Genomic DNA, 11,231 nt, shown 5'->3' with positions numbered 1-11,231 from the left:
TGGTCGAGAGGCGGGAGGCGCTGCTCGCGCGCGGGGTCCACGGCAACAAGGCGAACGTGGCCACGGCGCGCGAGCTCGCCTGCTGGGTATGGGCGGTCGGCCTCATGGCCGAGGAGGCGTAGGGGGGGGGAGGCGGTCCCCCGCACATAAGCCAGTCACCCCGGAAGCGGTTCGATCCGAAGCCGTTGAGGCGAACCTCAGGTCCCTTTTCTGCGAGCGCCCAGGGCGCCACACGCGTGCACAGACTGTCGGTTCGACGTAGAAGCCTCAGCCGTAGCAACGGATTGCCCAGCGAGAGATCGCCGCGGGCGGATATTAAACTGCAAAGACGAGCGTCGGTAAGACACGCCGAGGTCGCCGCGGACGGGCTGATATAGGGAGAGGGCCTGACCCCATATCGTTGGGGCCAGGCCCGATTTTGCCTCTTGACAATGTCCTGCTCATATTAAAAGGAACGTCCCTAACTGCCGGTTGTGGGACAATACCGAGCGAACGAGATTGGGCGTCTGGGAAAAGGGGTCGCGATGAACAAGTTGAGGACGCTTGCCGATGTGCTGCGACAGGCTGGCTTTGCGCGCATCACGGGCCTGTTTCTAATCTTTTACCTGCTGTGCTCGACTGCCGTCTGGCTGTCCGAACCCACGTCCCTTACGTTTGGCGACGGTCTCTGGTTTAGCTTTGAGACGGTCTCGACCATCGGCTTTGGTGACATTCCTGCCGAGACACCGGTTGCCCGCGCCATTACCGTCATTCTGAGCGTCATCAGCATCTTCTACATCGCCATGCTCACGGGCGTGGCGGTGAACTACTGCAATACGCTTATCAAGCTGCGTCAAAAGGACACCATGGCGCGCTTTATGGATGATCTGGAGCATTTGGAAGAGCTCGATCGCGACGAGCTTGCCGATCTTTCGCGTCGCGTGCGCGAGTATCGTCGACGCCAGCGCTAAGACGAACGTCGTGCGCCACAACAAGGGGGACCAAATATGAATATCACCGTGTATCTGGGTGCCAGTGCCGGCAATGATCCGGCGTTTCTGCCCGCGGTGCAGGAGCTGGGCAACTGGATTGGCGCCAACGGGCACGCGCTGGTATATGGCGGGTCCAAATCGGGGCTGATGGGTGCGCTCGCCGATAGCGTGCTCGAGGCGGGTGGACACGTGACGGGTGTTGAGCCGAGCTTTTTTATCGAGGCCGAGTTTCAACATGACGGTATCAACGACCTTATCGTGACGAGCGATATGGCGGAGCGCAAGGCCAAGATGATTGAGCTCGGCGATGCGTTCATCGCATTTCCGGGCGGTACGGGCACGCTCGAGGAGATTGCCGAGGTCATGTCCGCGGTGTCGTTGGGACACCTGAGTGCTCCGTGCATCCTGTATAACCTGGACGGTTACTACAACGACCTCAAGGCGCTGCTCGGGCACATGATTGATAAAGGGCTTTCGAGCCCGAGGCGCCAGCACGGCATCTACTTTGCCGACGATTTGCGCGAGATTGCCTCGATTATCAACGGATAAGTCTTGAGCCTGCCCCACCATGACTCCCAATGGTGCCGTTTGCGGCGCAGATGGTTGGCTCGTTCGAGCAACGCTCGCTCTACAATAAAACGTATCTATGTCGACTTTAACCGCGGGAGGACCCGATGGATAACCTTGCCAAACCCACAAACCGCGCGCTGTTTTTGGTCAGCGTTGCCGTGACCGGTGCACTCGCAGGTGCTGCGGTCTGGCTGTTCTTTTTTGCGATGGAGCACGGTATCGACTATCTATGGACCGAGATTCCGCACGCGCTGGGCGTCGCTTCGCCCGAGCTTGCCAGCGGCCCGTTTGGCTTTTTGCCGTACCCGTTTTTCGTTTGCCTGTTGGGCGGCTTGGTGATTGGCCTGTACGAAAAGATGACGGGCATCAAGACCGATGACCTCAACCAGGTGATGGCAAAGGTTAAGCAAGACGGGCGCTACCCGTACGACAACCTGGGCAAGCTTTCGCTCGCGGCATTGCTGCCGCTGCTGTTTGGTGGAAGTATTGGACCGGAGGCCGGTCTGACCGGCGTTATCGCAGGTCTGTGCAGCTGGGTCGGCGATCGTATGCGTCGCTTTGGCGCCGAGTTTAGGGAGCTCACGCTGCTGGGCACCCAGGCTGCCCTGACGGCGCTCTTTACCGCGCCCGTGTTTGGCTTTGTGGCGCCGCTTGCCGGAAGTGCTGACGGCCAGGGTGTCGGCGATGGCGAGGATTCCGAATCCGGTGAGATCACCATCAGGCTGCCTAAGGCGCAAAAGACCGTGGTTTACGGCATCGCGATTGCTGGCGGCCTGGGCACCTACCTGCTGCTCGGCCAGCTCATGGGCGGCGGCATGGGTATGCCGAGGTTCGAGGCTGCCGTGGTGGGCAACCTGGAGCTTACCTGGCTCATCCCTCTGTCGCTGATCGGAACAATCTGCGGCTGGCTGTACTTTGTCTCTGAGCACGCGAGCGAAGCGCTTGCTCATGCAATAGGGGCGCGCCCTGTCGTCAAAGCCATGCTGGCCGGTCTGGCGCTCGCCATCTGCGGCACGGTCCTGCCCTACACCATGTTTGCCGGCGAGACGCAGGCCGACGTGCTCATGGAAACCTATCTGACCATTCCCGCCGGCGTGCTTATCGCGACCGGTCTCGTTAAGGCCATGCTGACGCCCGCCCTCATCAACCTTGGTTGGCGCGGCGGCCACTTCTTCCCGGTTATCTTCTCGGGCGTAAGCCTAGGCTATGGCCTTGCTATCCTCACCGGCGCCGATCCGGTCTTTTGCGTTGCCGTCTGCACGGCATCGACGATGGGCGCCGTCATGCGCCAGCCCATCATGGTCGTGGGCCTGCTGCTCATGTGCTTCCCGCTCAAAGGCATCGTCTGTATGATCATCGCCGCCGCCATCGCCGCCGGCATTCCGCTGCCCAAGCCGCTGCGCAAGTAGTACGGTGGCTCACGCTGGGGATATGCCATTTGTCACGGATTTACGGGGAGGGGCGGCGATCGCGTCCTTCGTGGATTGAGACACGCGTGGCTACAGATCGCGTACTCGATAAACCTTGGTGCTGACGGTGCAGCTGATTGCACATAGCGCGAGGGCAAGTACGGCGATGCCTGCACACAGACAGCTAAGAACGGCAGGATCGGGATTCGCCCCGGCAATCGACATGAGCCAGTTGCTGATGGGGTTGGAGGAACTCAGCATTGCCATGGTGCCGCAGCCAAACAGGGCAAACAGGCCAAGGGATAGGCGCAGCGCTTCCATGTGTCCAAATCGGAAGAACAGCGGCTGTGTCAAGAATACCATCATGAGGGAGATGAGCATCGATGCCGCCGAGGCGGTTGCGATTTCAAAGATCGTCTGGCATGTCGAAGGGATGCCCATGGGGTCGAAGAGCGGAAGGGCGAGGATGTTCAGAAGCGTAGCCGCGCATGCCATGACGACCGAGAAGACAACGATGCACAGGTAGCGTGCGCAAATAATGTCTTTGCGCGAGAAGGGCAACGTTGCTCGATAACGTTCCCAGCCGTTTTGGTTATCGTAGCCAGCTAGCGAGTTCATGATTATGATGGGCGACATTGCGCTGACCGCACAGGCGCCGGCGCTCATGCCGGAATCGCCGTCTGTCGCGTTGGCAAGGGTCAATACGACGAATATGAACAGGCCGACGCCCGCGATGCTCGGGGCGAGCGTGCGAACGATGGCGGTCTCGGACATAAAGGCGCGTTTCATTTCGAAGCCCCTTTCAGCGTGAGGCGTAGATAGTCGTCAATGGTTGCCCGATCGCAGGGAATCTCGGGGAAGGCCTCGAGCGTTTCGCGACGGTTGGGCACGAGCACGTCCACGCTATAGGCGTGGTGGGCGGCACGGGCGCCTTCGACGCAAGCCATAAGCTCGGCGGCCTGTGCTTGGGTACAGTGGGCGATGCCGGCGTGGTCGGTAATGTCCTCGCGCGGCAGGTCAAACACAATCGAGCCGTTATCGATGCAGATAACGCGGTCGGCGGTGCGATCGAGGTCGGACGTAATGTGGCTCGAGAGCAGCACGCTGTGCTGGTCGTCGGAAACAAAGGCGAGTAGCTCATCAAGCAGTTCCTCGCGCGCCATGGGATCGAGGCCCGCGGTGGCTTCGTCCAAAACGAGCAGCTTGGCCTTGTGACTGAGTGCGCAGACAAGTTGCAGCTTCATGCCCATACCGCGGGAGAGGTCCTTGACCTTTGCCTTGGGATCGAGGTCAAATCGGTTGATGAGGCTAACGAAGGTGTCGTGGCTCCAGGTGGGGTACGCCGGGCTTACGAGTGCCTCAACTTCGGTCACCTTGAGCGTGGAAGGGAAGGGACACGTGTCCAGCACGAGGCCGACACGAGTGCGCAAGCAGCGCTGCACTTCACCGGGTGCGTCGGCACCGCAGTGCTGCCCAAACAGGTGCACTTCGCCGGCATCGAGCTTTATAAGCCCGAGCGCGGCTCGAATCGTCGTTGTTTTGCCAGCACCGTTGGCACCAACAAAGCCGACGATCTGGCCAGGCTCCACGGCAAGCGTGACGTCGCGCAGCGAAAAGCGGTCGCTTACAGTGCGTGAGATGCCTTTGAGTTCAAGCAAGTTTTGCATGGTATAGCCTTTCTTGCAGATGGCTACTGCATGGTTTCGGGGGCTACCAGGTCGAGCATCTCGTGCAGTTTGTCGCGCGTGACGCCCAAGGCTTCGGCTTGGCTTGCCGCTTTCGCAAGCAGCTCTTCGATATGACAGAGCTGGTTTTCGCGCAAAAGCTCCTGGTTGCCCTCGGCGACAAAACAGCCCTTGCCCTGCACGGTGCAGATAAACCCGAGCTGCTCCAGGTCGGCGTAGGCGCGCTTGGTGGTGATGACGCTCACGCCAAGATCGCTCGCGAGTGCACGGATGCTGGGGAGTTTGGCGCCCGCAGCGAGCGTGCCCGATAAGATCTGAGCTTTGACTTGCGAGGTTATCTGCTCGTAGATGGGCTTGTCGCTCGAATTGGATAGGATGATGTCCACAGCGGCTCCTTAGCTGTTGGGCTACACGTGTATATAACCGGTAAGCACAGTATATATACACTATATACAGTTATGCAAGAGGCAAATACTGATTGGGCCGGCTACCCTGGCTCCAACTGATGAATTTGTCCTGATAGGCGCCCTAGAGCGGGATTTCGCGGCTACAATAGTACGGTTACAACGACGTAATGCACTCAATGCAAGAAAGGATCCGCATGGCAAGCCTGTCGGATGAAATCTCGTCGCGCCGCACATTCGCGATCATCAGCCACCCGGACGCCGGTAAGACCACGCTTACCGAGAAGCTGCTGCTCTATACCGGCAGCATCCAGACTGCCGGCTCGGTCAAGGGCAAGAGCTCGGCCAAGCATGCCGTTTCGGACTGGATGGACATCGAGAAGGAGCGCGGCATTTCCGTTACCTCCTCGGTGCTGCAGTTCACCTACAACGGCGCCTGCGTCAACATCCTCGATACCCCCGGCCACCAGGACTTTTCGGAAGATACCTACCGTACCCTTATGGCCGCCGACGCCGCGGTCATGGTCATCGACGGCGCTAAGGGCGTCGAGGCCCAGACCAAAAAGCTCTTTAAGGTCTGCACGCTACGCCACATTCCCATCTTCACCTTTGTGAACAAGCTCGACCACGAGGCTCGCGATCCGTTTGAGCTCATGGAAGAGATCGAGAACGTCCTGGGTATCAATACGTATCCCATGAACTGGCCGATCGGCAGCGGCCGCAATTTCCGCGGTGTGTTCGATCGTCAGACCCGTCGCGTTATCGCCTTCGAGGGCGACGGTCACGCCAACGCCACCAAGAAGGTCGCCGAGGTCGAGGCCGAGTTGGGCGATCCTTCCATGGATGAGCTTATTGGCGAGGAGAACCATAAGAACCTGATGGACGACATCGAGCTGCTCGATGGCGCCGGCGACGAGCTCGATTTGGATGCCGTGGCCTGCGGCAAGCTGAGCCCGGCGTTCTTTGGCTCGGCGCTCACCAACTTTGGCGTGGAGCCCTTCCTCAAGGAGTTCCTGCGTCTGGCCCCGACGCCGCGTGCCTATACCGATACGCTCACCAGCGAGCCGGTCGATCCCTGCCGTGACGACTTTAGCGGCTTTGTGTTTAAGATCCAGGCCAATATGGACAAGAACCACCGAGACCGCATCGCCTTTGTGCGCATTTGCTCGGGCAAGTTCGAGCGTGGCATGGATGCCTTCCACATGCAGGGCAACCGTAAACTCAAGCTGGCCACGGGCACCTCGATGATGGCCGATGACCGCGCGATTGTTGACGAGGCGTACGCGGGCGATATCGTGGGCCTGTTCGATCCGGGTATCTTTAGCATCGGCGACACCGTGTGCTCTGGCAAGCGCCACGTGCAGTATCCGCAGATCCCGACGTTTGCCCCCGAGATGTTCGCTCGCATTACGCAGGTCGACACGCTCAAGCGCAAGCAGTTCGTCAAGGGCATGGAGGAGCTTGCCCAGGAGGGTGCCATCCAGATCTTCCGCGAGCTGGGTGCCGGCATGGAAAGCGTCATCGTGGGCGTGGTCGGCGTGCTGCAGTTTGAGGTGCTCGAGCGCCGCCTCAAGGCTGAGTACCGTGTTGAGGTTCGTCGCCAGCCGCTGCCCTATACGGACATCCGCTGGATCCAGAACGACCCCGACACTATTGATATCCCGGGCCTTTCGCTCACGCGTGACACGCTGCGCGTCGAGGACATGCGCGGCGGTAAGCTGCTGCTGTTCACGAGCCCGTGGAATGTGGATTGGGCAACCGACCACAACCCCGACCTGATCCTGTCGGAGTTTGGCAACGTAGCCTTTTAACGTATCGGCGCGGTGGCCCTGCGGGGCTGCCGCGCCGTTTGCTTGCCTTATGCCGTGTGAGCGGCTATTATACCCACCGTCGTCTCAAGACCGGGGCGTCCGAGCAGTTCGGGTCCGATATCCTGCTCGTTAAACCTAAAACCAAAGGAGTACATAATGATCAAGAAGGTCATGGAGGACTACAAGGTCCTGTTGCGGAGCATTCCCGCGGCAACGGTTTCGCTGTTTTTCGTGAGCGTCATCATGATGAACCTGCTGGCCAACAAAGAGCTTATCAGCCTGCCGTATCTGGCGCTCGACTGTGGCTTTGTGGTGAGCTGGGTTTCGTTTTTGTGCCAGGACATGATCTGCAAGCGCTTTGGCGCCAAGGCATCCATCAAAATCTCTATCCTCGCGCTGCTGGTTAACCTGGCCGTGAGCCTGTGCTTTTGGGCATGCTCGCTCACGCCCGGTATGTGGGGCGCCTACTACGACACGGGCATGATCGAGGTCAACACTGCCCTTAACGCCACCATCGGCGGCACCTGGTACGTGGTGCTGGGCTCTTCGCTGGCAATGCTCGTTTCTGCCGTGGTCAACTCCACGCTTAACCAGTCACTCGGCCGTATGCTCAAAAAGAATAACTTTGCGAGCTTTGCCTTCCGCTCCTATGTGTCCACGGGCGTTGGCCAGTTTATCGACAACCTGGTCTTTGCCATTGTGGTGAGCCACACGTTCTTTGGTTGGACGTGGGTACAGGTCCTTATGTGCTCGCTGACCGGCGCTGTTGCCGAGCTGCTGTGCGAGGTCTTCCTGAGCCCCGTGGGCTACAAGGTCGTGCGTGGCTGGGAGCGTGAGAATGTGGGCGCCGAGTATCTCGAGCGCCACGCAACCGCCTAAGGAGCAAGTATGCGGGTTTTGATCACGGGCGCTTCGGGCGGTATCGGAGCCGCGTGCGTGCAGCGCTTTTTGGACGAGGGTCACGAGGTCGTGGGCTTTGATCTGCTGCCGGCGGCGATCGAACACGAGCGCTACCGCCATCTGATCGTCGATGTCCGCAAGCCGGACGCGTTTCCGGACGACCTTGAGCCCCAGGTGATCGTGAACGTTGCCGGTACGCAGGATTCGGCCGATGACATCGCCGCCAACCTGTGTGGCACCATCAACGTGACCGAGCGTTACGCCTTTGTGGGGGAGGGACTTGCCGCCAAGCCGGCGCCGGCTATTAAATCCGTGGTCAATGTGGGGTCGGCGAGCGGGCATACGGGATCGGAGTTTCCCGCCTATGCCGCCAGCAAGGGCGGCGTTATCGCCTACACCAAGAACCTTGCAAACCGCCTGGCACCGCAGGCCATCGCCAACAGTGTGGACCCGGGCGGCGTTATCACGCCGCTCAACCGTTGCGTGATGGAAGACGAACAGCTGTGGAACCAGATTATGGAGCTCACGCCGCTTAAGCGCTGGGCCACCGCCCAAGAGATCGCCGAGTGGATCTACTTTGTGGGCGTGACCAACCGGTTTATGACCGGGCAGAGCCTGCTGATCGATGGCGGCGAGGCCGGCCGCACACAATTTATTTGGCCCGAATAGGAAACGCGTCCGATGGAAAGCCGTCGGACGCGTTTTTGATGTATCGATTTTTAGCCGAGGCAAGTCCAATTGACGGGGGTCGAGTCATGCTGCTCGAGTAGCCGATTGGCTGCCGAGAAGGGACGCGATCCCATAAAGGCGGGGAGTTCTGCCGTGGCACGGTTGGCCGAAAGCGGCGAGGGGTGCGTAGAGGCCAGGCAGAACTTGCCGGTTGCCTTGCCCGCACCAGTTGCGACGAGCTTACCTTCGACCATCTGCTGGGCAAAGCGGCCCCATGCCAAAAAGACTACCGGTTGGGGCAGCTGGCAGCAGCGTTCGATAACGTAGTCGGTGAGCGTGCTCCAGCCCAGCTTGGCGTGCGAGTTCGCGGCATGCTCGCGCACAGTGAGCGTGGTGTTGAGGAGCAGGACGCCCTGTTGTGCCCATGGCGTTAGGTCTCCCGTGGCGGGAATGGGGCAACCCAGATCGGCATTGAGTTCCTTGTAAATGTTGCGCAGGCTCGGCGGCAACTTGGTTTGCGTCGTGGGGACCGAGAACGACAGCCCCATGGCCTGGTTGGGTCCGTGATAAGGGTCCTGACCTAAGATGACAACCTTGACCTGGTCGGCCGGCGTGTAGGCGAGGGCATTGAGGATGTCGTCTTGTGCCGGGTAGATAGTCTGCTCGGCACGCAAAAGGGCGATGCGCTCGAGCAGCTGGTTCGTAGTGTCACGTATCAGCTGTGGCGCATCGCCCAACCAAGTTGCTATGTTGCGGTCGCGGGTCGCGGCGTCCATGGGGCTCCTTTACGTCAGATGCTCTGTCGGTATCTATTGTAAAGGCGCACCGGTTGCCTTTACGCCACGGCTGTATGAAGAGTGGGGTCTACGAGACGTGCTCGGGCGCTCCTGCCATGCGAGCTTGTCCATGTGCGCGGAGGCGCGGAAGCTCGACGGTTGCCACCATGACGCCGGTGAGGATGAGAGCGGCACCAAAGAAGGCGATGGGGCTCAGGACCTCGCCGACCAGGAAGAACGAGAAGACGGCGGAGCAGACTGGCTCGAGCGAGAAGGCGAAGCCGGTGGTCTCGGCAGGCACGTGGGGTTGCACGAGCGTCTGGGTGATAAAGCCGTAGGCAGAGCAGATGAGTGCGAGGGCAACGACAACGACAATCTCGCTGGGCGTGCTGGGAAGCGTGAAGCCGCCAAAGACGCATGCGGCAATGCCCGAGAACAGGCCGCCGAAGCCCAGCTGCCAAACGCCCAGAGCCAGCGGGTCGACATCTTCGACAAAGCGCTTTGCCACAATGATATGGCCGGCATAGACAAAAGCGGAGAGCAGCATGATGAGCGCACCCGGGTTCAGGCTAGTAAAGTCGGCGCCCGAGAGCAGCAGCATGCCGCAGGTGACGATGGCGGTGCCGACGAGCACTTTGCGCTCGGGGGCGCGACGCAGCAGGGCGGCGTTGGCAAATGGCACGATCACGACCGTCAGGCTCTGCAAAAAGCCGGCGGTGGAGGCGGAGGTGAGGCTGGAGCCTAAACACATGCAGGTGAGCTCGGTTGCCATGATGGCACCGATAATGGCGGCGCGAACCATAAGGTCGCGATTGATGCGGAAAGTGCGTTTGTGAAAGAGCAGCAGGCAGGCCGCAAAGGCGATGATGCAGCGCAGCGCAACGATGCTCGTGGCGTTCATGCTGTCCATGCCGATCTTCATGAGGGGATACGAAAAGCCCCATGCGACGGGAACGGAAAATGAGAGCGCGATTGCTTTTTTGCGATCCATGGGACTCCTTTTGTTACAGAACGGTTTCGCAAAAAGGATTCTGCTCCCAGATGTGGATGTAGTAAAGCGAATGTATCTTCAGTATGATTAAGAAATACTAATGTAGGCAGAAAAAGCCCCGGCAAAACGTTTTACGGCTGCATTGATGTGGAGGCACGATGGCATCGCGGTATCAGATTGTTTGTATGGTGGTCGATTGCGGCAGCCTGAAACGTGCGGCCGACGAGCTGGGCTATACGCAAAGCGCGGTGAGCCAGGCCGTCAAGGCGCTCGAGCGCGAGCTGGGCACCACGCTTATCGAGCGCGGAAAGCAGGGTGTGTCGCTTACGCGCGACGGCAAGCAGTATCTGCCGTACCTGCGCCAGATCGTGACCGCCGAGGCCGAGCTCGAGGGCAAGCGCCAGGAGCTGCTGGGGCTTTCGTCGACCGATATTCGCATCGCGACGTTTACCAACGTGAGTCGTACCGTGCTGCCGCGTGTGATCCGCGACTTTGGTGCGCTGCACCCGGGCGTGCACTTTACCCTCAAGCAGGGCGATTACACGCGCAACGCCCAGTGGGTGCACGATGGCGTGGTTGATTTTTGCTTTACGGCACGTGGATTTACCGCTGGGCTCGAGAAGCGCGTGGTCTATCACGACGAGTTGGTGGCATTGTTGCCGGCCGCGCATCCGCTGACGGCAAAGGAAAAGGTGACACTCGCCGACCTGGCGTCCGAGCCGTTTGTGCTGTTGGATGAGGGCGAACAGAGCCTGGTGCTCGATGCATTCGCGGCGCATGGCCTGTCGCCGCACGTGACGAGCGAGGTCACCGACGACTACACCATCATGGCGATGGTGGAGGAGGGCCTAGGCGTGAGTATGCTCTACCGTCGTACTGTGGAGGGCATGCGTGCCGATATTCGCGTACGTCCCATCGTGCACGCCCCCTCGCGCGACGTAGTGGCGGCCTGGCGCAGCTGGGACACCATGCCTATCGCCACGAGGCGCTTTATCGACTATATGAGCTCGCATATTGTCAATTAATGACTGGCGTGGCGTTGGGT

General features: G+C 60.0%; 12 protein-coding genes. 7 read left to right on the top strand and 5 right to left on the bottom strand.

What is annotated here, in order from left to right; translation table 11 throughout:
• Positions 1-524: 524 nt before the first annotated feature.
• From GDJ93_RS08310 to GDJ93_RS08300, 3 genes are all read left to right on the top strand, one after another.
• A complete protein-coding gene (locus GDJ93_RS08310) occupies positions 525-950 on the top strand; it encodes a potassium channel family protein (RefSeq protein ID WP_152068435.1) in 426 nt (141 codons plus the stop codon).
• 36 nt (positions 951-986) lie between these two features.
• Positions 987-1,520 carry an LOG family protein gene (locus tag GDJ93_RS08305; protein ID WP_152068434.1) on the top strand — a complete coding sequence of 178 codons (534 nt, stop codon included), beginning with the start codon at positions 987-989 and terminating at the stop codon, positions 1,518-1,520.
• Between the two features lie 125 nt (positions 1,521-1,645).
• Positions 1,646-2,950 (top strand): chloride channel protein, encoded by a 1,305-nt coding sequence (locus tag GDJ93_RS08300; RefSeq protein ID WP_152068433.1) that lies wholly within the window; start codon positions 1,646-1,648, stop codon positions 2,948-2,950.
• Positions 2,951-3,040: 90 nt separating this feature from the next.
• Here the strand turns inward: GDJ93_RS08300 and GDJ93_RS08295 are convergent, their stop codons facing one another.
• The 3 genes from GDJ93_RS08295 to GDJ93_RS08285 are packed head-to-tail and all read right to left on the bottom strand — an operon-like array spanning position 3,041 to position 5,021.
• Complete coding sequence (locus tag GDJ93_RS08295) at positions 3,041-3,739, bottom strand: ABC-2 transporter permease (protein WP_152068432.1); 699 nt, start codon at positions 3,737-3,739, stop codon at positions 3,041-3,043.
• On the bottom strand, positions 3,736-4,617 hold the full coding sequence (locus tag GDJ93_RS08290; RefSeq protein ID WP_152068431.1) for an ABC transporter ATP-binding protein: 882 nt from the start codon (positions 4,615-4,617) through the stop codon (positions 3,736-3,738). Before GDJ93_RS08290 ends, GDJ93_RS08295 begins: the two co-directional genes overlap by 4 nt.
• A gap of 23 nt (positions 4,618-4,640) precedes the next feature.
• Positions 4,641-5,021, bottom strand: a complete 381-nt coding sequence (locus GDJ93_RS08285) for a GntR family transcriptional regulator (protein ID WP_152068430.1) — start codon at positions 5,019-5,021, stop codon at positions 4,641-4,643.
• Positions 5,022-5,236: 215 nt separating this feature from the next.
• Between GDJ93_RS08285 and GDJ93_RS08280 the strand changes: the two genes are divergently transcribed.
• From GDJ93_RS08280 to GDJ93_RS08270, 3 genes are all read left to right on the top strand, one after another.
• Complete coding sequence (locus tag GDJ93_RS08280; protein ID WP_152068429.1) at positions 5,237-6,850, top strand: peptide chain release factor 3; 1,614 nt, start codon at positions 5,237-5,239, stop codon at positions 6,848-6,850.
• A gap of 156 nt (positions 6,851-7,006) precedes the next feature.
• The gene (locus GDJ93_RS08275; protein WP_226812554.1) at positions 7,007-7,729 is read left to right on the top strand and encodes a VUT family protein; all 723 of its coding nucleotides are present in this window, start codon (positions 7,007-7,009) and stop codon (positions 7,727-7,729) included.
• A 9-nt stretch (positions 7,730-7,738) separates the two neighbouring features.
• On the top strand, positions 7,739-8,419 hold the full coding sequence (locus GDJ93_RS08270) for an SDR family NAD(P)-dependent oxidoreductase (RefSeq protein ID WP_152068428.1): 681 nt from the start codon (positions 7,739-7,741) through the stop codon (positions 8,417-8,419).
• Positions 8,420-8,469: 50 nt separating this feature from the next.
• On the opposite strand, the gene GDJ93_RS08265 is transcribed toward GDJ93_RS08270, so the two are convergent.
• The gene (locus tag GDJ93_RS08265) at positions 8,470-9,195 is read right to left on the bottom strand and encodes a uracil-DNA glycosylase (RefSeq protein WP_152068427.1); all 726 of its coding nucleotides are present in this window, start codon (positions 9,193-9,195) and stop codon (positions 8,470-8,472) included.
• 88 nt (positions 9,196-9,283) lie between these two features.
• Positions 9,284-10,186, bottom strand: coding sequence for a DMT family transporter (locus GDJ93_RS08260; RefSeq protein WP_152068426.1), 903 nt, complete (start codon positions 10,184-10,186; stop codon positions 9,284-9,286).
• A 158-nt stretch (positions 10,187-10,344) separates the two neighbouring features.
• On the opposite strand from GDJ93_RS08260, the gene GDJ93_RS08255 reads away from it, so the two are divergent.
• Positions 10,345-11,211, top strand: a complete 867-nt coding sequence (locus GDJ93_RS08255; RefSeq protein ID WP_118065642.1) for a LysR family transcriptional regulator — start codon at positions 10,345-10,347, stop codon at positions 11,209-11,211.
• The last annotated feature ends 20 nt before the right edge of the window (positions 11,212-11,231 follow it).

The sequence above is a fragment of the Collinsella aerofaciens genome (assembly GCF_902501475.1).
Classification (GTDB): domain Bacteria; phylum Actinomycetota; class Coriobacteriia; order Coriobacteriales; family Coriobacteriaceae; genus Collinsella; species Collinsella aerofaciens_AL.
Note: the sequence above shows the minus strand (reverse complement) of the source record. Positions and strands in the feature narration are given on the sequence as shown.

Coding starts and splice junctions, on each gene's coding strand:
- GDJ93_RS08310 (WP_152068435.1), top strand. CDS start 525: ATGAACAAGTTGAGGACGCTTGCCGATGTGCTGCGACAGGCTGGCTTT.
- GDJ93_RS08305 (WP_152068434.1), top strand. CDS start 987: ATGAATATCACCGTGTATCTGGGTGCCAGTGCCGGCAATGATCCGGCG.
- GDJ93_RS08300 (WP_152068433.1), top strand. CDS start 1,646: ATGGATAACCTTGCCAAACCCACAAACCGCGCGCTGTTTTTGGTCAGC.
- GDJ93_RS08295 (WP_152068432.1), bottom strand. CDS start 3,739: ATGAAACGCGCCTTTATGTCCGAGACCGCCATCGTTCGCACGCTCGCC.
- GDJ93_RS08290 (WP_152068431.1), bottom strand. CDS start 4,617: ATGCAAAACTTGCTTGAACTCAAAGGCATCTCACGCACTGTAAGCGAC.
- GDJ93_RS08280 (WP_152068429.1), top strand. CDS start 5,237: ATGGCAAGCCTGTCGGATGAAATCTCGTCGCGCCGCACATTCGCGATC.
- GDJ93_RS08275 (WP_226812554.1), top strand. CDS start 7,007: ATGATCAAGAAGGTCATGGAGGACTACAAGGTCCTGTTGCGGAGCATT.
- GDJ93_RS08270 (WP_152068428.1), top strand. CDS start 7,739: ATGCGGGTTTTGATCACGGGCGCTTCGGGCGGTATCGGAGCCGCGTGC.
- GDJ93_RS08265 (WP_152068427.1), bottom strand. CDS start 9,195: ATGGACGCCGCGACCCGCGACCGCAACATAGCAACTTGGTTGGGCGAT.
- GDJ93_RS08260 (WP_152068426.1), bottom strand. CDS start 10,186: ATGGATCGCAAAAAAGCAATCGCGCTCTCATTTTCCGTTCCCGTCGCA.
- GDJ93_RS08255 (WP_118065642.1), top strand. CDS start 10,345: ATGGCATCGCGGTATCAGATTGTTTGTATGGTGGTCGATTGCGGCAGC.